The organism is Labilibaculum manganireducens, from assembly GCF_002843385.1.
GTDB lineage: Bacteria > Bacteroidota > Bacteroidia > Bacteroidales > Marinifilaceae > Labilibaculum > Labilibaculum manganireducens.
Genome location: NZ_MVDE01000005.1, coordinates 34,079 through 54,440 on the forward strand (window position 1 = coordinate 34,079; position 20,362 = coordinate 54,440).

21 protein-coding genes are annotated in these 20,362 nt (G+C 35.9%); 4 read left to right on the top strand and 17 right to left on the bottom strand.

Annotated elements, in window-relative coordinates:
• Positions 1–40: 40 nt before the first annotated feature.
• The 4 genes from BZG01_RS04960 to BZG01_RS04975 form a co-directional block, all read right to left on the bottom strand.
• On the bottom strand, positions 41–304 hold the full coding sequence (locus BZG01_RS04960; protein ID WP_101308738.1) for a hypothetical protein: 264 nt from the start codon (positions 302–304) through the stop codon (positions 41–43).
• 86 nt (positions 305–390) lie between these two features.
• Complete coding sequence (gene hydG, locus BZG01_RS04965) at positions 391–1,914, bottom strand: [FeFe] hydrogenase H-cluster radical SAM maturase HydG (RefSeq protein ID WP_245870269.1); 1,524 nt, start codon at positions 1,912–1,914, stop codon at positions 391–393.
• A gap of 119 nt (positions 1,915–2,033) precedes the next feature.
• Positions 2,034–3,275 (bottom strand): BamG family beta-barrel-assembly machinery protein, encoded by a 1,242-nt coding sequence (gene bamG, locus BZG01_RS04970; RefSeq protein WP_143470837.1) that lies wholly within the window; start codon positions 3,273–3,275, stop codon positions 2,034–2,036.
• A 19-nt stretch (positions 3,276–3,294) separates the two neighbouring features.
• On the bottom strand, positions 3,295–4,665 hold the full coding sequence (locus BZG01_RS04975) for a DUF4270 family protein (RefSeq protein WP_101308740.1): 1,371 nt from the start codon (positions 4,663–4,665) through the stop codon (positions 3,295–3,297).
• 334 nt (positions 4,666–4,999) lie between these two features.
• Between BZG01_RS04975 and BZG01_RS04980 the strand changes: the two genes are divergently transcribed.
• The 3 genes from BZG01_RS04980 to BZG01_RS04990 all read left to right on the top strand — a co-directional run bounded on the left by BZG01_RS04980 (position 5,000) and on the right by BZG01_RS04990 (position 7,244).
• Positions 5,000–6,025, top strand: coding sequence for a Kelch repeat-containing protein (locus BZG01_RS04980; RefSeq protein WP_143470838.1), 1,026 nt, complete (start codon positions 5,000–5,002; stop codon positions 6,023–6,025).
• A 66-nt stretch (positions 6,026–6,091) separates the two neighbouring features.
• On the top strand, positions 6,092–6,451 hold the full coding sequence (locus BZG01_RS04985; protein WP_101308742.1) for a DUF4907 domain-containing protein: 360 nt from the start codon (positions 6,092–6,094) through the stop codon (positions 6,449–6,451).
• A 73-nt stretch (positions 6,452–6,524) separates the two neighbouring features.
• Positions 6,525–7,244 carry a LytR/AlgR family response regulator transcription factor gene (locus BZG01_RS04990; protein ID WP_101308743.1) on the top strand — a complete coding sequence of 240 codons (720 nt, stop codon included), beginning with the start codon at positions 6,525–6,527 and terminating at the stop codon, positions 7,242–7,244.
• Between the two features lie 52 nt (positions 7,245–7,296).
• Here BZG01_RS04990 and BZG01_RS04995 read toward each other — a convergent pair whose 3' ends face one another.
• The 11 genes from BZG01_RS04995 to BZG01_RS05045 form a co-directional block, all read right to left on the bottom strand.
• Positions 7,297–7,776, bottom strand: coding sequence for an NADH-quinone oxidoreductase subunit NuoE family protein (locus BZG01_RS04995; protein ID WP_101308744.1), 480 nt, complete (start codon positions 7,774–7,776; stop codon positions 7,297–7,299).
• 98 nt (positions 7,777–7,874) lie between these two features.
• Positions 7,875–9,638 carry an NADH-dependent [FeFe] hydrogenase, group A6 gene (locus tag BZG01_RS05000; RefSeq protein WP_101308866.1) on the bottom strand — a complete coding sequence of 588 codons (1,764 nt, stop codon included), beginning with the start codon at positions 9,636–9,638 and terminating at the stop codon, positions 7,875–7,877.
• A gap of 23 nt (positions 9,639–9,661) precedes the next feature.
• Entirely contained in the window at positions 9,662–11,455 is a 1,794-nt protein-coding gene (locus BZG01_RS05005) for an NADH-quinone oxidoreductase subunit NuoF (protein WP_101308745.1), read from the bottom strand.
• A 20-nt stretch (positions 11,456–11,475) separates the two neighbouring features.
• Complete coding sequence (locus BZG01_RS05010) at positions 11,476–11,868, bottom strand: (2Fe-2S) ferredoxin domain-containing protein (RefSeq protein WP_101308746.1); 393 nt, start codon at positions 11,866–11,868, stop codon at positions 11,476–11,478.
• Between the two features lie 26 nt (positions 11,869–11,894).
• Complete coding sequence (locus BZG01_RS05015; RefSeq protein WP_101308747.1) at positions 11,895–12,434, bottom strand: ATP-binding protein; 540 nt, start codon at positions 12,432–12,434, stop codon at positions 11,895–11,897.
• Positions 12,435–12,540: 106 nt separating this feature from the next.
• The gene (locus BZG01_RS05020) at positions 12,541–12,846 is read right to left on the bottom strand and encodes a four helix bundle protein (protein ID WP_101308748.1); all 306 of its coding nucleotides are present in this window, start codon (positions 12,844–12,846) and stop codon (positions 12,541–12,543) included.
• Between the two features lie 53 nt (positions 12,847–12,899).
• The gene (locus BZG01_RS05025; protein ID WP_101308749.1) at positions 12,900–13,652 is read right to left on the bottom strand and encodes a PHP domain-containing protein; all 753 of its coding nucleotides are present in this window, start codon (positions 13,650–13,652) and stop codon (positions 12,900–12,902) included.
• A gap of 10 nt (positions 13,653–13,662) precedes the next feature.
• Positions 13,663–13,998 carry a DRTGG domain-containing protein gene (locus tag BZG01_RS05030; protein ID WP_101308750.1) on the bottom strand — a complete coding sequence of 112 codons (336 nt, stop codon included), beginning with the start codon at positions 13,996–13,998 and terminating at the stop codon, positions 13,663–13,665.
• A gap of 115 nt (positions 13,999–14,113) precedes the next feature.
• Entirely contained in the window at positions 14,114–15,481 is a 1,368-nt protein-coding gene (locus BZG01_RS05035; RefSeq protein WP_101308751.1) for a [Fe-Fe] hydrogenase large subunit C-terminal domain-containing protein, read from the bottom strand.
• Positions 15,482–15,488: 7 nt separating this feature from the next.
• Positions 15,489–15,902: an ATP-binding protein gene (locus BZG01_RS05040; protein ID WP_101308752.1), complete on the bottom strand. Its 414-nt coding sequence runs from the start codon at positions 15,900–15,902 to the stop codon at positions 15,489–15,491.
• Between the two features lie 5 nt (positions 15,903–15,907).
• Positions 15,908–16,255, bottom strand: a complete 348-nt coding sequence (locus BZG01_RS05045) for a DRTGG domain-containing protein (RefSeq protein WP_245870271.1) — start codon at positions 16,253–16,255, stop codon at positions 15,908–15,910.
• 327 nt (positions 16,256–16,582) lie between these two features.
• Between BZG01_RS05045 and BZG01_RS05050 the strand changes: the two genes are divergently transcribed.
• Entirely contained in the window at positions 16,583–17,398 is an 816-nt protein-coding gene (locus BZG01_RS05050; protein WP_101308753.1) for a hypothetical protein, read from the top strand.
• Positions 17,399–17,751: 353 nt separating this feature from the next.
• Here BZG01_RS05050 and BZG01_RS05055 read toward each other — a convergent pair whose 3' ends face one another.
• Positions 17,752–19,908: a S46 family peptidase gene (locus tag BZG01_RS05055; RefSeq protein WP_245870272.1), complete on the bottom strand. Its 2,157-nt coding sequence runs from the start codon at positions 19,906–19,908 to the stop codon at positions 17,752–17,754.
• 72 nt (positions 19,909–19,980) lie between these two features.
• Entirely contained in the window at positions 19,981–20,340 is a 360-nt protein-coding gene (locus BZG01_RS05060) for a four helix bundle protein (protein ID WP_101308754.1), read from the bottom strand.
• Between the last annotated feature and the right edge of the window lie 22 nt (positions 20,341–20,362).

Genomic DNA, 20,362 nt, shown 5'->3' on the forward strand with positions numbered 1-20,362 from the left:
AAAAAAAGTCCGGCATTACCGAACTTTTTTTTTAAAATCGTCACGACTCAAACATCATATGCTGAATTTCAACTCCTTCAATCATATAAATTTCTTTTTCGAATCGTTCCATTTCTTTTTCTGATCCAATCACCTGAATCAACAGCAACCCTTGAGGATGACTCTTTCGATGTTCCACATCGAATAAACCCAAGCGGGTTTTAATAGAATCTGCGTATTGAACAAGAATTTTCTGTACGCAACCATCTTCTTTTTCCTTGTCGCGGATAAGTATACCAAATATCCAAATAGCTGATGTTTCCATAAGAGCAAATTTAGAGTTATCAGACGGACTAGTAGCAAGTTACAAAAAACCTCTCATCTCGAAAAATCAAAATTCACTTTACATTGCTAATAGTAAAGATCACGCTCTCCCTGCTTTACCATCTCCAGGCGTTTGTGTAAATCCTCGGTTTTCTGGAAACCTTTCAATTCATTAATCTTCACTTCGATTAAATCATATCCCTTCTTTTTCATTTCTGGTGTGGCGTAATCCTCCAAATACTCAGCTAAAGTTAGAATCGCATTTTGAGAACAAAACCGTTTTATAAAGCCTGGAACAGAAAACTCCATAAAATGCTCACCCGTTCTACCTTTCCGGTAACAGGCCGTACAGAATGAAGGCAAATACTTTTTCTCCAGAAGCTCATCAATCACTTCCGATAAACTACGGGGATCTCCAATTTCGAATTGTTCCTGTTCTAATTTTTGCTCTTTAGCATTATCTTCGGAATATCCTCCTAATTGAATATTAGTGCCCGCATCAATCTGAGAAACCCCCAATTTAATTACCTCTTCCCGGATTTCCTTTGACTCTCTGGCCGTTAGAATCATTCCAGTATAAGGAACTGCCAATCTAAGAATCGCAACCAGCCTAATAAAATCCTTATCGCTGACTTCAAATTCCGGATCAATATTAGAATCGGAAGCTGCTTTAATTCGTGGGAAAGAGATCGTGTGTGGTCCAACATTATAACAAGCCTCGAAATGATTCACATGACGAAGCAAACCCAACACTTCATATTTCCAATCATACAAGCCAAACAATGCACCAATACCAACATCATCAATTAATGCCTCCTGTGCTCTGTCAAGACCGGTTAAGCGCCACTCAAAATCTCTCTTTTTACCACTTAAGTGATATTTAGCATATGCCTCCCTGTGGTAGGTTTCCTGAAAAATCTGATAGGTTCCAATCCCTGATTCCTTAACTATTTTAAACCCTTCAATATCAAGAGGAGCCGCATTGATGTTTACTCTCCGGATTTCACCATTACCCGATTTCACATCATAAACTGTTTTAACTGAATCAGCAATAAAATCAGCATCGTACATTGGGTGTTCACCATAAACCAAAATCAGTCTTTTTTGACCAGAATCTTCTAAGGCCTTTACTTCCGATTTAATTTGCTCGTGGGCAAGTGTTGTTCTTTTTTGTTTGATGTTTGAGGCTCTAAAACCACAGTACGTACAATTATTTACACACTTATTCCCAATATACAACGGAGCAAAAATAACGATACGGTCACCATATACCTTTTCTTTAAGCTCTCTTGCTCCGGCTTTAATTTCTTCAATTAATTTTTCATCTTCAACCTTTAATAAAACCGCAGTCTCCTGCAAGCTTAATCGATTTTTATCCAATGACTTTCGAATAATCCGACGAACATTTTCTTCGGTTGGCTGGGCTTCTTCCAAAATCTCCCAAATTTCAGATTCATCAATAAAAGGTTTCATCCTTTCATCTTTAATCCGATACTCCTGAGGTTTGTAGATCATTTTCATGTTTTGCGCTGTGTTGTCACGAAAAACGGATAGTATATACGACCCTGTATTTTCATGTATTTTGTTAGTTTCCAGATCAAAATTAAACATTATTATTCTGATTCAATAATAATTTAGAGTTTAAGATTTATTCTATTCCTTTTCTCAATTCATAAAAAAACCCAAGGTCGTTAATACCTTGGGTCATTATAGAATAACACTAAATATTCTTATTGATACTTACGCTTTAAGAACCAAGTTTCAAACAAACTCATTTCAATCGTAACCCTACCATAATCTTCTCTTACGTTATTATTATCTGCTGTTCCCATTTGTCCAAACTCAAAAGAAAGGTTAATTGCCCCTTTATTTTGTGCCATCGGAATTCCAAGCCCAAAACTCACCCCTTTTGATTTAATACGATTAATATCATTCACAATATATCCTGTATCATAAAATGCCCCAAACCTGTATGTAAGTTTCTTCAAAAATTTGGTAGCATAACCATCATTAGCTATATAATTCATTCCTACACTATATCGGTTTCGATCAGCTAATGCACTTGATTTTTCAAATATCTTTGTTTCACTCCATTTTTCGTGCAAATAATCGGCACCAAGCCACAATTGCTTATTTTTTGTAAATCCCAGACCAAAACCATAAGTCATCGGAACATCAAAAGAACCTTTATTAAGGACATCATTGTCAATTACATTTCCAGAACTAGAGTTTGAAACGTTCTCTTTCTTCTTTGCTGCAACCTGAATTTTTGGTTGAAACTTTGCTCCAATAGTAATTTCCCAATCCTTATTAAATGCATCCTGATACTGCATACCAATATTACCATATACGCCCTTTGATATCAATTTCTCTACAGTAATATTATAAGTACTACCAAGCGTAATTGTTTCATTCGCCGAATTATTTCCAAATAAGTATATTGCATTTACTCCTAAGGATAATTTATTGGTTAATGCAATACCGTTACTTATAATAAATTGATTTAAACCTCCAGAACCAGAAAGTATTCTTTGATAATAATCAGAACTGCCATTTACCTTTTCAAGTGATGAAATATTATATCCCATGCTAGTGTAAGGAACCAATGATACTGCTGATGCAATCTTAGGTGAAATTCTAAACCCCAAAGAAACATGGCTTAGATTATTATCATAAAGCACATCCGAATTTCCACTTTGATTTAAATTAGATACTTTTGAGGAAACACCAACATTAAAAATGAACTTCAAACTATCAATAGCAGTAAGTGCCGCTGGGTTGTCAACTGATAAATAACTGCGATTTCTAAATGACAGACTGGTTCCGCCAAATCCAGAAGCCTGACCAAAACCAACCTGATTCAATTCTCCAAGACCATAATAAGAATATGGGGATGAGGTATTATTTTGAGCAAAACAAACATGAACTCCACTAACTAACACCAATAATATAGATAAATATAAGTTTTTCATACTGACACTAAATAGTTTGTTATTTTTGCACTGCATAAGTTGTTTTTAATTTAATTTTAAAACGTGAATTAGGATCATTATTAATCACCATTCTATTAACAAATCCATTATCAAACTGACTTGTCAACTTAATCATGAGTCCTTCATCATCTTCCATCCCATTAGCTAATACGTTCCCAACATAATTTGTTAGATCAAAAGACAAGGGAGTATCTTCCGGATTTTCATAATTCACATAGTAAATAGATGTCAATTGACTATTTCTTGAATTCAGAATTGCAGTAACTAATCTATTCTTTCTATCAGTTTCATAAACTTCGAAATTCAATCCATTTAAAGGATACAACTCTTTTTGATCCGTTCCCTCCAAGGGATATAAAAGTAATTCTGCATTCAGCAACGAAACAGCATCACCTTGCTGACCTAACAATTCTAAATATGGAATTTTCAACTTGGTATATATCCCTGTTCCCCCTTGAATAAAGGATAAATTATTTGTTTGTTCTGAAGGTATATCAATCTCACTCTCAACCAAACCACTTAGGCCTGTACCAAGTTGGTTCGTATTTGCTCTATCTGCCTTGTAATTTGTAAAAGATAAAGTTTTACTTATCGTAAAATCCCGATGTCTCTCAACACCTCCTCCGGTACTACTTCCAACAACCCGATAATACAATCGAATATTCATACTATCCGTCTGGAAATTTAAAACTGAAGCATTATCATCTTCCCCGGGAACCAAAGCAATACCCTCAAACCTTTTTTCCCATTTTGTTGCATCCGAAGTAAATCCATCCGATTTAATTGCTTCTCCAAGAATCTCATAACCAATCTCATCATTCAATCGAATTCTAAAATCATGATAATTTGCTGAACCAACTTCTATTTTCCGCTTAGGACGAGCCTTAAATGTTCGTGTTCCCAAAACTTTCGGATCAATATTTAAACTATAAATATTGTAATACGCTGATGTGTCATTATTTATTTCAATATGATTTGTCACTCTATGCACATTAATCGTTTGTGTTTGGGTCGTATCACCCCAAAAAAGGCCCTTACTGTAAGCTACTAAAACAATTGAATCTAACTTAGCCTTGTCAGTTGTATCCAAACTAAAAACAGTTCCCAATTCAACTTTTGAATAGGCAGTTGCCTTCATGCTTCCTAAGTATTCATCAACATAACGTCCTACAGAAACACTTCCCAACGAAGAGGTCTGAATTGAATCCATAATAACTGTTGAGCTTTGTATTGTAAAAGTATCTACCATATTAATTACTGTAGAACTTTCAATTAGATTTCCACCAAGCTCATGTATTTCAAATTCCTCCGAATTACATCCTATAATAAGAACCGAAAGAATAATAATTAAGGAAAATAATTTATTCATATTTTTAAAAAATTCTGGTTAAAAAAGTTCCTCAAATTAAAACAAAATTAAGATAGTAAAGAACTTTTATAGATGTCCTATATTGATTTTCCTGACAAATGTAATTAAAATATCGACAAAGTCGATCCCTGAAAACAATAGTTAAATTTTCTAAATTATTTATCAGTTTTTAGTCATACAAAACTAATAATATTGTTTTTTGTTTATATTTGTCCTCTAGTAGAATTTAGAACAAGGATTATTTTACTTTAATTAATCCTCTCCAAATTCATATTTTAGAATGGAATTTTTAAATGCCTATTCAAGATATTAACATTGAAAAAATAAATAACAAATGAGAAAAGTACTATCATTAGGGATTATTGCTACCCTCTTTCTATTTGCAAGTTGTAGTAGTGGAGATGATCTTATGGGAAACTGGGTTAAGAAAGATGATTTCTCTGGTGTACCTCGAAGTAACGCTGTTACATTTACTATCGGAAACTATGCATACGTAGGTTGTGGATACGATGGTGAAGACAGATTAAACAGCTTCAAGAAATTTGATTTGACAAATGAAACCTGGACAAGCGTTGAATCTCCTGGAGATGCATTTTACCTGCGTCAAAATGCTGTTGCTTTTTCTGCTAATGGAAAGGGTTATGTAGGAACCGGATTTGATGGTGATTACACTCGTTATGATGATTTTTGGGAATATGACCCAGCCACTGAAACATGGTCTCAAGCTCCTACTTTCATAGGTGGTGTTAGAGAAGGTGCTGTTGCTTTTAGTACTGACACATATGGTGTTGTTGGTGCTGGTTACGGAGATCTTGATGAAGCAGACAAAAAATACCTAAATGATTATTATAAATTTGATGGTACCAGTTGGATTTCGATGGGGACCCATGGCAACAAGCTAAAGGAAGCCAGTTCTTTTGTTATTGGAGGCTATGCTTACATTTGTCTGGGGCAGGAAAATAGTAGTGCCCAACAAGACGAAATTTATAAATTTGATATTGAAGCTGAAGAATGGGCCACAGATGAAGGTCAAATTAAAAAACTTGACGAAGATAACGACAATGAAGATGTTATGAGGTCAAGCGCTGTAACCTTTGTAATTAACAACAAAGCATATATTGCAACAGGTAGTTATGGCAGCAGCCTAAAAAGAGATGTTTGGGAATACGATCCTGCAACTGACAAATGGGATGAAAAAGAAAATTTAGAACTTGAAGTATATTCACGAATAAATGCAGTTGCTTTTTCTAACGCTGAAGGAACAAAAGGATATATCGCAACAGGTAGTTCTGGAACCAGCTACCTTGATGACACTTGGGAATTTCAACCAACTGTAGAAGAAAACGAAGACGATAATTAATAGTTATTAATAACTTCGAAAAGGCTGATTCGTTATGATTCAGCCTTTTTTATTTAGATACCTTTTATGATTAAAAAAAAATACTTTTTTGTAATATTCCTACTGATTGGAATTTTATTCATTTCTATTTACCTCTTCAGTGGCAAAACGAAACCGGCATATACCATACAAACCTATCAAATTGAAGAAGGCTGGGGGTATCGTATTTTAAAGAATAATAAAGCAATCATCAACCAATACAGAATTCCTGCAATTCAAGAAAAACATACTTTCCCTTCTGAAAAATCAGCAAGAATTGTTGGTGAAAAGGTTCTCGAAAAAATACAACTTAATAAAATGCCATCCATCTCTATTGATGATCTTATGGATTTGATGGTAGTTGACTCCCTGGAGCAACCTTTAATTTTGAATGACCTTACACATTAACACTATTTAACGTATATGGTTAAATAGTGTTAAGTTCAGTCCATTCCCGTAAAAAGCTACTATATTAGCAGCTATGATAATAGAATGTATTATTCTTGACCGTGACTTACCTCATATTGAATCCCTTAAAAAATATGGAGAAAGTATTCCTTATCTAAACATAAAAGCTTGTTTTGCAGATTTAAATCAAGCTAAAGCTTATATCAACGCGAATAAAACAGATCTAATTTTTATGGATCTGGAATTTGCTCAACAGCAAAAAATTAATTGGAGTGAATTCGACATCCAAAAACCGGAGATTATTATAAGTATGAGATGTTCCTCATATAAATATAAGGATCATTATCTTAGTGCTTTTGAGTACATTATGAAACCTGTTTCATTTGAAAAATTCATTCAGATTTTAAACAATATTTACATCCAAAAACAAGGCAAAAAAGCACATCCAAAACCTGAAATTAAGAAGAATGATTTTTTCTTTGTCAAGAATAACTCGTTGATAGAGAAAGTGAAATTCAATGAGGTATTATTCTTTAAAGGAATGAAGGACTATATATGGATTCAGACTATTAACAAGAAAATTATCACTCTGCAGACAATGAAAAATCTGAGTATTTATTTACCTGCAGATAGATTTCTAAGAATTCACAAATCCTATATAGTATCATTGGAACATATCGACATCATAGATAAAAACAGAGTCGTTATTGGCCAGGAAAGAATTCCTATTGGTGATACTTTCCGTTCTTCCTTCTTCAAAAACTTAAAAGAGCAGGAACTAATTTGGGATTAATAATAAAAAAGCCTCCGACCAATGATCGGAGGCTTAAAATTATAATCCGGTTCTATTTTTGGTATTCTTTTATAATATCAGCTACGTCGCCAGCAGAAACACGTCCGTAAACGCGTTCTCCGATAGTAACAACCGGAGCTAGTCCGCAAGCTCCTACGCAACGCAAACAGCTTATTGAGAACTTGCCATCTTCGGTAGTTTCTCCAACAGGCACACTCAACTGACGTTTGAATTCTTCCAACACCTTCTCAGCACCTCTAACGTAACAAGCTGTTCCCATACAAATAGAAATTGGGAATTCACCTTTGGGTACCATCGAGAAAAATGAATAGAATGTAACTACACCATACACATGAGCAACAGAAACGTTCAATTCGCGGGCAATGATTTCCTGAACTTCAGCTGGAAGATACCCAAAGGTCTCCTGAGCTTTATGAAGCACATTAATCAACTCGCTTCCTTCATTATCAAATGATTTGCAAATCTCCACAAGTTTATCCACTTTGGATTTTGCTAATTTAATTTTTGCCATAATATTTTAAAGATTTTAGATGTGAGACTTGAGATTTGAGATTCAGGTTTTTCCTTTTCTCTCATTACTCAAATCTATAATCTCATTTCTATTTAAAACTATTCAATCTCAACATCTTTACTCTTATCGAAGTAATGAGTATGCAATAATTTATGAGATAATTCACCGCATGGCTTACCCAGGAATTCTTCATACAATTTAATAATGTATGGATTCTCGTGAGACTTACGAATAGCTTTTCCTTCATCTTCACGATAAAGAGCCGCTGCACGTTTTTTCAAGATAGAAGAATCACCATGGTGCAATGGCTGACCACCACCACCAATACAACCTCCAGGACAAGCCATGATCTCAATTGCATGATATTGCGATTTACCATCACGGATATCTTCAAGAAGTTTACGGGCATTCCCCAAACCATGAGCAATACCAATATTAACATCCAGTCCATTAAAATCTACCGTAGCACTTCTAATACCTTCCATACCACGCAATGCCTCAAAATTCACATTCTCTAATGTTTTTCCGGTATAAACTTCATAAGCTGTACGGGCAGCAGCCTCAATAACACCACCCGTGGCACCAAAAATTACACCAGCACCAGTTGATTCACCAAGTGGATTATCAAATTCTTCATCAGGAAGAGTTTTTAAATCCATATTAGCCTGCTTAATCAAGTTCGCCAACTCACGGGTTGATATCGAATAATTAACATCAGGATCGCCGTCAACTTTAAACTCATCACGCTGACATTCGTATTTCTTAGCTAAACATGGCATAATGGAAACAACAATCATGTCTTCACGTTTAATTCCCATTTCCTTTGCCAAATAATTCTTGGCTATAGGACCAAACATTTGCTGAGGAGAACGAGCTGTAGAAGGAATATCCTTCATTTCAGGAAAATGGTGCTCAAAGAAATTCACCCATCCCGGACAACAAGAAGTTAGAATTGGTAATTTAACATCTTTATCACCATCCAAATGTCTTTTTAAGCGATCCAATAATTCGGTTCCTTCTTCCATAATGGTAAGGTCGGCAGCAAAATCGGTATCGAAAACGCTGTTAAAACCTAACTGACGCAAAGCAGAAACCATTTTTCCGGTAACCAAAGTTCCCGGTTCCATTCCAAATTCTTCACCAAGAGCAGCACGCACAGCTGGAGCCGTTTGAACAACAACAGTTTTCTTAGGATCTGCAAGATCTCTGATCAGCTGATTGGTATGGTCTTTCTCGGTAAGAGCTCCTGTAGGACAAACTGCAACACACTGTCCGCAGTAAGTACAGGTTGATTTCTCTAAATCCATTTCGAATGCCGGAGCAACAACAGATTGGAAACCTCTGTTTACAGCAGAAAGAGCTCCAACCGTCTGTACATCGTTACACATGGTTTCACATCTGCGACACATAATGCATTTGTCCATATCGCGAATAATCGATGGAGAATAATCAACTTTATAGGTTGATTGCTCACCTTTATAATGCAATTCGCGAACACCTAATTGTTGAGCTGTTGACTGCAAATCACAGTTTCCTGATTTTGCACACACCAAACAATCGAATGGATGATCTGAAAGCATCAGCTCCATTACAGTTTTACGTGCATTTAGCACTCTCATGTTATGAGTATGAATTACCATACCCTGCTCACACTTCGAATTACAAGATGGTGCCAAATTACGACGCCCCTCTACTTCAACAACACAAATTCGACATCCGCCGGGTTTGTGTTCAATTCCCATATCGCCAAGGTGCATATAGCAAAGAGTTGGGATATCAACACCTATTCCTTTGGCGGCTTCCAAAATAGTAGTTCCCTGAGGTACTTCTACTTGTTTTTTATCAATGGTTAATTTGATCATTTTTTCCATATTCAAGATCCTCCTTACTGTATGCTTATTGCATTAAACTTACACTTCTCCATACACGCACCACACTTAATACATTTCGATGCATCAATGATATGAGCTTCTTTACGTTCACCTGCGATACAATCAACAGGGCAATTACGTGAGCATAGAGTACAACCTACACACAATTCAGGATCAATTACATATTGCATTAAAGCCTTACATTGTCCTGCAGCACACTTATGATCTTCTACGTGAGAAATATACTCGTCATAAAAATTCTCAAGTGTTGAAAGAACCGGATTTGGAGATGTTTGTCCCAATCCGCAAAGAGAAGTATCTTTAATTACAGTACTCAAATTTCTTAACAGATCCAGATCTTCTCTAGTTCCATTCCCTAGAGTGATTTTATCCAACAATTCGTGAAGACGCTTGTTGCCAACACGACATGGTGTACATTTACCACAAGATTCTTCAACAGTAAATTCCAAATAAAATTTAGCCATCGACACCATACAATCATCCTCATCCATAACAATCATACCACCCGATCCCATCATAGAACCTGCAGCAATCAAATTATCAAAATCGATAGGAGTATCTAAATGCTTTTCTGTTAAACATCCTCCTGAAGGACCACCTGTCTGAACAGCCTTGAATTTTTTACCATCTTTAATACCTCCGCCAATTTCGTAAATTACTTCACGAAGAGTGGTTCCCATTGGCACTTCAATTAAACCAACATTGTTGATTTTTCCGGCCAATGCGAATACTTTAGTACCTTTAGATTTCTCGCTTCCAATTTTATTGAACCAACTTGCTCCTTTGTTAATGATAACAGGAATATTTGCAAAGGTTTCAACATTATTTACGTTCGTTGGCTTTCCGTTGTACCCAGATTCAGCAGGAAACGGAGGTTTAACGGTAGGTTCACCACGAAGACCTTCCATCGAATGAATCAAAGCCGTTTCTTCACCACAAACAAATGCTCCGGCTCCGTAACGCATTTCAACATCGAAATTAAATCCGGAACCTAAAATATCGTTGCCTAACAAACCGTATTCACGAGCTTGCTTAATCGCAACTTTTAATCGGGTAATCGCCAAAGGATACTCAGCACGAATATAAATCACACCTTTATCGGCTCCCATGGTGTATCCACAAATAGCCATAGCCTCCAGAACTGAGTGCGGATCACCTTCCAGAATAGAACGATCCATAAATGCTCCGGGGTCTCCCTCGTCAGCATTACAAACTACATATTTTTGATCAGCTTCATTTTTTGCTGCAAATTCCCATTTTAAACCAGTTGGGAATCCTCCTCCTCCCCGTCCGCGTAATCCTGATTCCTTAATCTCATCGATTACCGTCTGCGGAGTCATTTCAGCCAAACACTTACCCAAGGCTGCATAACCATCTCTTGCAATGTATTCATCAACATTTTCAGGATTAATAAATCCACAATTTCGAAGCGCAATTCGAATTTGCTTTTTATAAAATCCCATGTGTTTCGAATCACTAATCGTTTCTTTATTCTCAGGATCAACATAAAGCAATCTCATTACTTTACGACCCTTAATAATATGCTCTTCAATCAGCTCTTCTGCATCTTCAGGTTTCACTTCCACATAGAAAGTATTATCCGGAAGAATTTTAACAATAGGGCCTTTTTCACAAAATCCGAAGCAACCGGTCATTACAACCTGTACTTCATCTTCAAGTCCTTTGGCTTTAATTGCATCTTGCAAATTATTTTGAATAGCCTCACTGGCAGAAGCCCGGCAGCCGGTACCTCCACAAATAAGAATATGCATTTTGTACTTTTCCATAATTGTTGTTTCGTTTAGATTTAGTCTAGAGTTTTGTAGTTTACAGGTATTATTCCGTCGACCAATTCACCATTTTTAATGTATTTTTCAACAATTTGGTCAGCTTTTTTAATATCTACATCGCCAAAAACGATGGGCTCTTTCCCAGGAATCTGAACCTCAATTGTAGGTTCTGCATAGCAATATCCCATACATCCGGTTTGGGTAACTACAGTCCGAATTCCTCTTTTTGCTGTTTCTTCGATAAGGAATTCCATTACCTCTTTAGCTCCTGAGGCAATTCCACATGTAGCCATTGCAACTTTAATCTGCACAAGGCCTTCCGGATCGTTGCTTTTCTCCCTAAGATCCATCTTCGACTGAAGCTCTTCTTTCATTCTCTTCAGATCTGCAAGGGATTTAACTTTTGCCATAATCTCAAATTATTAAAGGTTAAAATTTATATTATTGTGTTTAGGTTCTCGTTTATTAATTCCTTTAAATACTGCATAATATTTGGATCTGTTACCGAAACATCTTCCAGTATTTCTTTTACTTCTTTTGTGTCAAAAATATATTCGCCCTTTATTGTATGATGCTTATATATAAAATCCATATTTGGATTTGCACTCACCAACAACACTATAACTCCGGCAATATCCCCGATCACGGGTCTGTCAATATTTTTATGAGAAAACAAAACCTGAAGTTCTGTTCCAACTCCCTCTTTAGAATGAATTTCCAACTTACCTCCTGTTTGCTCCGCACTTTGCTTTAACAGCGATAAACCCAATCCAACTTTACGTGTGGTTCGGGTAGTGAAAAAAGGATCCAATACTTTGCTCAGAACTTCATCCGACATTCCACATCCATCATCTTTAATGAATATTGAATAAATATCTTTCTCCAAATCCTCCCGAATCTCCAATTCAACATTGGAAGCCTCAGCTCTCACCGAATTTTGAATAATATCCATTATATGTAAAGACAGATCTTTCATATTCGCTTTAGGTTAAAGCTATTAGCTAAAAGCATTATTTGCATTTCACTTTATAAATTTCAGATTTAAGTTTATTAATAAACCCACTAATCATTTTTTCTTCTTCCTAAATAATAGATAACAACAACTTAACGCTCTCCTGATTCGAGTAGTTCAATTCTTGAACTAATAATAATTGTGTCTCCAATTCGAATAATGATCCCAATGCTATTTCTAAAAATCTGACAAAATCTTTATCACTTCCTCTGCTGCAACCCTCCGCTATATTTGAAGGAACCGAAACTGCAGCTCTACACATCTGACTCTTCAGACCGTATTTTTCCTCATTGGGAAACATTGCAGTTAAATCATATGTCTTTGTTACAATCGACATACCTTTCTGCCATACAACTAAAGATCTAAAATTTCTCATCCATCAAATCTTCCTCTTTTACCTTTCACCATTTGCCTTTTGCCTTTTGCCTTTCACCTATTACCTTTTTCCAACTCAACTGTTCTTCCATCCTCTCCTTTTAAAGCCATTCTGATCTCAGAAAAACTGGCTTCTTTCATCGTTAACCTGCTGCATACATTACCTATATTATCGACATAATGCGCATCAGAACTTTGGATAAAAGTATAGCCTTTTAGATACTTATTCTTACTTAAAAACTCATCTTTCGTGATATGCATTGAAATTTCCAAAGCATCCACTTTTAAATCCGGCGGCAAAAAACCCAGTTGACTAATAATACTATTTTGCGCTTTATTGATATGAGCCGGAATAAACAAACCTTTAAGTTCATGAACTTTCTGCTCCACCTCATTGATTCCCTGATTCAAGCCTGATATCAACAAATTATCTATTTCCTGTACAATCTCTTCCTCTTCATTCACCACAACCTGATATCCAAAGTATTTTGTATCATTTGGAATCTTAGGCAAATGTTGATCAAGGTAAATTTGAAAATCAGAAAGCAAGTGTTCAGTTTCAAAAAAGCACAAACAATGAACTTCTTCTTTGGTGGTAACCTCTGCTCCCATCATCACCATAATTCCTTCTTTTTCTGCCAGCTGCCTGATTAATGCAGCATGCAAGGTTGAATTGTGATCTGTTATTCCCAAAATGTCAACACCACGTTCTTTTGCGATCCGAACGATATTCACAGGACTCATTTCTAAATCTCCGCAAGGAGACAGAACAGTATGAGTATGCAAATCAGCTCGAAAAACTTTCATTTCAATTCATTTACTTCTTCAACAGATCAAACAATTTCCCAGTTAATTCAAAAGCCTCTTCTTCCGAAGATAAAATAGGGATTCCTTCTACATTGCTTTGTTCTGCAGCATCTGCTTCCGGTTCATATCCTTTCACAAGAATTATTGCCGCCAACTCCTTTAAAGAGGCAATTGCCATGATGTTTTTATGAGTTTGCAAAGTAATCCAAACCTGATTCTCATCTGCGTTTCCCATCACATCACTTAAAAGATCAGAAGTATATCCTCCTTCAATTTCGCGATTCAAACCCGCAGATCCACTGCACACTTTTAATCCCAGCTTATCAACTATGTCTTGTACTTTCATGTGTCTAAATTGTTTTTTTTTGTCACATAGCCTGTCCCGAACTTGTTTCGGGAGAACTTACCATTATAATCATTTCCCTGTGTGTAGAAAGCTTTATACATGGACGTTTCATCATCTAATGATCGTTAATATTTTTCTTTTCAAATCTTTTTACGCCCCAGGTATTTTCTGAGATATCAAAAGACTCCTGAGGAGTAATCAGGCCTTCTTTTGTCAGCATCTTCTGTAAAAAAACACATTGTGTCATCTTGGCTTTTCCTTGTACCACATCCTCTGCTAAAGCCTGACAACGCGGGGCACCACAAGCACCACAATCGATACTTGGTAAAACTTTTAGAATGCGATTGATCTTCTCCATTTTTTTCATCGCCTCCATCATATCAGTATCCAAACTTAAGATGGAGCGGGGTTCAATACTCTTAATGGAAATGTTCTTCAACAAATATGGTCTATACTCTTCAATTTCCTTTGGCTCAAGTATTATCGGTTTATTTCGATGATACCAATCTGCTCTTTTCCGTAATCTCTCTATGGCTAAAAATCTATTTTCTGTAGTTAAAACACCACCTGCACAAGAATGGTCGCAAGCACGTAACTCCAAGAAATCAACATCCGTAATTTCCTCATTCTCTAACTTCTCAAGAACCTCAATTACATTATGAATTTCATCTATAGCCAAGCATCTGCCTGAATATTGTGATGCTTCTCCATTGGTTAATGTCCAGCCAATGCTTCTTCTGGATATGTGTTTGTTCAATTCATATTTTAGCTCTTTCGATTTGTTTTGCTTAATACTTAGCAATACTTTATTGTATATGAAATCCATATTGATAACACCATCAATAAAAGATTTATCTTCGCCAACAGGACTTTTCACTGCCGCAATTTTTGCCGCACATGGAGTCACGTAGAAAATCCCGACTTCATCATCGCTAAACCCTTCATTTTTTAGTTTTTCACGATAAAATATAGCTGAAATATCAATCACCGGCTTTAAGTGAATAATATGTTCAACCAAGGCAGGGAACTTAACCTGAATTAAGCGAACGATTGCAGGACAAAAGCTGGAAATAAACGGACGTTCCTGATGATGCTTCTGCATGTAAGTTTTAGTAACTTCCGTAAGAATATCGGCAGTTTCGTCCACCTCATATACATGAGTAAAACCTAACTCAAGGATAACGGAATAGATTTGTTTTTCGGAAATATCATCCGGAAATTGCCCTAAAAGAACGGTTGGAAGAAGAGCAACACGTTGTTTATAATGGAAAATTTGAGAAAAGTCATCCTGCTCAACGATAATCGCATTAACCGGACACGAATTTAAACACTCGCCACAATCAACACAGGCATTTTTATTAATATCAGCAATTCCATTTTTCACACGAATTGCCGAAGTTGGACACACATTCATACAATGTGTACAACCAATGCAAACTTCCTCAACCACTTTAAGAGCATGATAAAAATGAGCCTTCTCCATCTTCTTTTTATTTCAGATAGTTAACGATTTCTAGTTTTGTTCCAACATTAACTTTACTACTAATATTCATTTCATCTGAATTCTTTTTTATATTCGGTAATCCCATACCGGCACCAAAACCCATTTCACGGACTTTAGGAGTTGCCGTAGAAAATCCTTTTTCCATTGCTTTTTCGATATCAGGAATTCCTGGTCCTTTATCTTCGATTCTCACTGCTATTTTATCCGGAAATATTTCCACAATCATATCTCCTTCGAAAGCGTGTGCGACCACGTTCACTTCAGCCTCATACAATGAAACCACAGTTCGTTTAATTATCTTCGAATCAACATTTAATTGCTTCAATATTTTTTTCACTTCACTGGAAGCTGATCCTGCCTTAGAAAAATTTCCCCCCTCAATAAAAAATGCAAACTCCATCTCTTTTAATATACTGGTTCTAAACCCATTTCACACAACATAGAACATGCTTTAAACATTGAATAACCGCATTCAATCAGCGTAATATTATTCTCACAAGCCAAGTCTTTCATTTCCTGCGAGACCTTCTTATCCCGCACAAATAAAATGAAAGAAATGTCAGACATTTCAGATGTCCTAATTGTCTGAAGATTATTTAACCCCGTAATTAGTAACAGGTTATCTGTATCTAATGTTAGTACATCACTCATCAAGTCTGATGCAAAACCAAAATTTATATCCTGATTCAGATCATCTTTTCCACAAATAACACTTGCATTAAGTTTATCAACCAGATCAGCCACTTTCACCATATCGCAGTACTAACTTATGTTTATCATTTATTCTATTCCGATTGCGCTAAGATAAGTATTTGAGCAGGATTAATAAATGATATATAACGGAATAGATACAAAAAAATAAAATACATATTAAATCTAAATAACTCTATAATGACAAAACAGATCCTGATAAATTACAATTTCACACTTCAATACAATTATAAATCAGCAAACATTTTATGTCAATACAATTGTTCTAAATTCTTATAGGTTTAGAATCAAAGTGACAAGTTTTTTTTGATTATATTCGCATACAAGTGCTGAACACAAGGACTCCATTACTTATTTTTTTCTTTATTAATGAGCATTAAGAAACAACACATACTCGTTTTAATTCAAGATCCTGAATGCTCTGACGCCGCGATAAAACATGCTTTCACTTTGGCAAAACTTTTTAAAGCGGAAGCTGCCTTTGCTAATTTCCCTTCATTAAAGGGGAAAACTCGTCCCTCCATAAGTCATTATCAGATTGAAAAATTTAATCTTCAGTCAATCCCCTACAAAATAATAGAACTAAAAAATAACAAACGGGAACCCAATCTCAGCATTCAAGAATTGGATGCAGTTTTTATTGTAACACAATTCCCTATAGGATCATTAACTCATTTTCTGAAACGAAATGCCATTTTCAAATGGATACTGGAAGCAAAAATTCCCTCTGTACTGGTAACAGAGCAAACGAATCCTGATTGCGAATACAAGAATATAATCGTTCCAATAGATTACAAGAGAGAAAGTAAAGAGAAAATGATTTGGGCTAGTTATTTTGGAAGATTTAACAATGCAATCATTCATCTGATTGCTCCCAATGAAAAGTCAGAAGGATATCTTCGTACCATAAAAGCAACCCTTTTATTCACTAAAAAAATGTTTGAACAGTTTAAGTTCGAATACAAAATTGTTAAAACAGAATGCCAAAGCAAAAACATCAACAGAAAAGCAATTCAATTCTCAAAAAATCTAAATTCAGATTTAATTGTTCTTATGTCGAATCGTAATCCTGGCTGGATTGCTTCCTATTCGGGCCCAAGCCAATTAAAAAGCATTCTCAAAAAAGAAAAGAATCCAATTCTGTTTATAAATCCATTGAAAGACTACTACCTGCCTTGCAATTAATAAAATACATTGCAAATATGATCCATTATTTCATTTCTGAAGTTTGAATTCTCACTAATAAAAAAGAGGCAATTTCTAAAGTACGGTGGCGCAATTATTTTTCCCTTGCATTACGCACAAGATTTCCCTTGTACTACGCTCAAGATTTCCCTTGTACTACGCTCAAGATTTCCCTTGCACTAGGCTAAAGGTTTCCCTTACACTAGGCTAAAGGTTTCCCTTGCACTACGCTCAACCTTTTCCCAGCACAAGGGAAAGGGGCTCCCTAATGCTAGGAAACCCCTTTGTATTGTACAAGGAAATTCTTATAAATAACTAAAGAAATTCATTTTCTTGTATTCCTCAGGAAATAATTACCGTACAATATTCATCTCATCCAACAAATAGCCTGCCCCGGCAAATTTATCGACAAGAAATAATACGTAGCGAATATCCAGTGATACGTTTCGGCAGATTTCAGGATCGTACATTAAATCAGACATTACGCCTTCCCAGGCGCGGTCGAAATTTAAACCGATTAACTCACCATTGGCATTTAAAACCGGACTGCCTGAATTTCCTCCGGTGGTATGATTGGTTGCTGCAAAACAAACCGGCATTTCGCCCTTTGCATTTGCGTAATTTCCAAAATCTTTTGCATGATAAAGATCTCTTAGCTTTTGAGGAACATCATAATCAAAAATCTCAGGATTGTCTTTCTCAATAATTCCATCCAATGTGGTATAATAATCGTAAGTTACAGCGTTTCTGGCTTTGTATCCGGCTACTTTTCCATAATGAACTCTGAATGTAGAGTTAGCATCAGGATAAAAAGTTCTGTCTTTTTGCATTTCCATTAAAGCTGCCATGTAGGTACGTTGCAGCTTTGTTGTTTTTGTTATGATTTTGCTGTAAACCGGATAAATCTCCGATTCGTAAAAGAAGTATATGCTGTTTGCTAAAACAAAAATAGGATCTTTAGTCAAACGCTTACCAAATGACAACTTATAATTCCCCAGTAAATTATTCAGTTTATTCTCGTCAGTAAATACCGATTTAGACATTGCCTTCTCTGCATATGCTTCGAAATCGCCATTGTATTTCTCCCGGATATTTACGATCTCCTTAGGCAGGTACTCATCGGTCAGATTCCCGCTGTACATTTTCAGCAAAGCAGCCAAAAGCTTTTTATCTGTTGGATTATTATAATTCTTGAAAAACTCTTCACTCGACTTTTTTAATTCAGCAACAAGACCAGCAAGCTGATCCTGATCTTTTTTGGCCAGACTTGCCAGTTTCTTAAATTTAACAGCAAAAGTTACAGCTTCTGAGCCACGAATACCAGCCTCAATGGCATAATCGCGGGCCAGACTCATTGGAGTTAACTCTTTGTACAGGGCTCCCATTTCTGCAACAATTCCAGCATATTTTTTCTTCAAACCGTCACTGCTGTTTGCCCAGATTTCAAATTTTGCTTCCAATTCCTTTTTCTTTGAAATTGCATTCAATCGCTTTAGACCTGTGATTTCACCCTGCCACCTTTTCCATGAATTTGCAACACCTGCATATTTTGCAGAATACTGAATCCGAACCATTGGTGAAGCATCCATATCTGCTCTCATCAAATCCAATTTCTTTGTTCTGATTTTGATTTTATGTGGATTATCAACCTTTGTCATCAGATCCAATGCTTGAGATGTTAGGTATTCTGTTGTGGTTCCCGGATATCCAAAAACCATCGTAAAATCACCTTCATTTACACCTTTCAAAGAAATTTTGAATGACTGCTTTGGCTTCATTGGAACATTCTCCTTTGAATAAGAAGCAGGCTTATTGTCTTTGTCAGCATAAATCCGAAACATCGAAAAATCTCCTGTATGACGGGGCCACATCCAATTGTCTGTATCACCGCCAAATTTCCCAATTGCTGATGGAGGAGCACCTACCAAACGTACATCTTTATAGATTTCATATACCGATAGAAAATATTGATTCCCATTAAAAAAGGCTTTAACACTCGCACGGTAGTCCGAATCCTTTTCTGTTGCTTCCTGAATTTTCTTAATATGTTTGGCAATCATTTTCTGGCGAACTTCCTCCTTGGTATCATCTGTAATACTATCCAAAACCTGCGCAGTTACGTCTTCCATCCGAATTAAAAATGAAGCTGTTATTCCTTCATTAACTAATTCTTCTTCTTGACTCATGGCCCAAAAACCATCTTTTAAATAGTCGTGCTCTAAAGTAGAATGAGCTTGAATGGCTCCGTAACCACAGTGATGATTTGTTACAATCAGACCTTTATCTGAAATTAACTCTCCTGTACAAAAATGATGAAACGGACTTCCTTCACGTCCCAGACCCACTACTGCATCTTTCAAACATGCCTTATTAATATCATAAATATCAGCTGCAGAAAGCTTAAATCCTGCTTTTTGCATGTCTTCGATATTGTACTTTTCTAAAAGCATTGGAATCCACATCCCCTCATCTGCTTTTACCTGAGTTCCCATAAACAGTAAAACTGCCATGAGAAGTAGATTTAATTTTTTAATCATTATAAATATATTTTGTGTTGTTGTTTATTAATGACGAATTTTCAATTATGAATTACGTACCCTTATCGTTTTCTGGATGCTTCCAATTATTCTAAGCAATTCATCAGTATCACTTAGAAGACTTTGACATTCTTCTTTTGTAAGATAACCCGTATCACCAAGCAACCTGATCCAATAATGTGTTTCTCTTGCTTCTTTATACGATATTGTTAGCTTGGCAAAAAAATCTTTCTCACTTTGTCCTCCAATTGCTTCTTCAATGTTAGCTCCAATTGAAGTTCCGGATCGTAACAACTGTTTGGATAATATATATTCCTTTTTTTCTTGTTGTAAATACTTACAGGTTTTCACTATTCGAACTGCAAATTGATAACTTTTTTGTTGTACGATATTATCTTTTTTCATTCGTAATTTAAATTTCGTAATT

Coding starts and splice junctions, on each gene's coding strand:
- BZG01_RS05025 (WP_101308749.1), bottom strand. CDS start 13,652: ATGAAAGTTTTTCGAGCTGATTTGCATACTCATACTGTTCTGTCTCCT.
- BZG01_RS05020 (WP_101308748.1), bottom strand. CDS start 12,846: ATGAGAAATTTTAGATCTTTAGTTGTATGGCAGAAAGGTATGTCGATT.
- BZG01_RS04985 (WP_101308742.1), top strand. CDS start 6,092: ATGATTAAAAAAAAATACTTTTTTGTAATATTCCTACTGATTGGAATT.
- BZG01_RS05040 (WP_101308752.1), bottom strand. CDS start 15,902: ATGGAGTTTGCATTTTTTATTGAGGGGGGAAATTTTTCTAAGGCAGGA.
- BZG01_RS05045 (WP_245870271.1), bottom strand. CDS start 16,255: ATGGTGAAAGTGGCTGATCTGGTTGATAAACTTAATGCAAGTGTTATT.
- BZG01_RS04995 (WP_101308744.1), bottom strand. CDS start 7,776: ATGGCAAAAATTAAATTAGCAAAATCCAAAGTGGATAAACTTGTGGAG.
- BZG01_RS05030 (WP_101308750.1), bottom strand. CDS start 13,998: ATGAAAGTACAAGACATAGTTGATAAGCTGGGATTAAAAGTGTGCAGT.
- BZG01_RS04980 (WP_143470838.1), top strand. CDS start 5,000: ATGAGAAAAGTACTATCATTAGGGATTATTGCTACCCTCTTTCTATTT.
- BZG01_RS05050 (WP_101308753.1), top strand. CDS start 16,583: ATGAGCATTAAGAAACAACACATACTCGTTTTAATTCAAGATCCTGAA.
- BZG01_RS05060 (WP_101308754.1), bottom strand. CDS start 20,340: ATGAAAAAAGATAATATCGTACAACAAAAAAGTTATCAATTTGCAGTT.
- BZG01_RS04975 (WP_101308740.1), bottom strand. CDS start 4,665: ATGAATAAATTATTTTCCTTAATTATTATTCTTTCGGTTCTTATTATA.
- BZG01_RS05035 (WP_101308751.1), bottom strand. CDS start 15,481: ATGGAGAAGGCTCATTTTTATCATGCTCTTAAAGTGGTTGAGGAAGTT.
- BZG01_RS05000 (WP_101308866.1), bottom strand. CDS start 9,638: ATGATCAAATTAACCATTGATAAAAAACAAGTAGAAGTACCTCAGGGA.
- hydG (WP_245870269.1), bottom strand. CDS start 1,914: ATGTTTAATTTTGATCTGGAAACTAACAAAATACATGAAAATACAGGG.
- BZG01_RS05055 (WP_245870272.1), bottom strand. CDS start 19,908: ATGGCAGTTTTACTGTTTATGGGAACTCAGGTAAAAGCAGATGAGGGG.
- BZG01_RS04990 (WP_101308743.1), top strand. CDS start 6,525: ATGATAATAGAATGTATTATTCTTGACCGTGACTTACCTCATATTGAA.
- BZG01_RS05010 (WP_101308746.1), bottom strand. CDS start 11,868: ATGGCAAAAGTTAAATCCCTTGCAGATCTGAAGAGAATGAAAGAAGAG.
- bamG (WP_143470837.1), bottom strand. CDS start 3,275: ATGAAAAACTTATATTTATCTATATTATTGGTGTTAGTTAGTGGAGTT.
- BZG01_RS05005 (WP_101308745.1), bottom strand. CDS start 11,455: ATGGAAAAGTACAAAATGCATATTCTTATTTGTGGAGGTACCGGCTGC.
- BZG01_RS05015 (WP_101308747.1), bottom strand. CDS start 12,434: ATGAAAGATCTGTCTTTACATATAATGGATATTATTCAAAATTCGGTG.
- BZG01_RS04960 (WP_101308738.1), bottom strand. CDS start 304: ATGGAAACATCAGCTATTTGGATATTTGGTATACTTATCCGCGACAAG.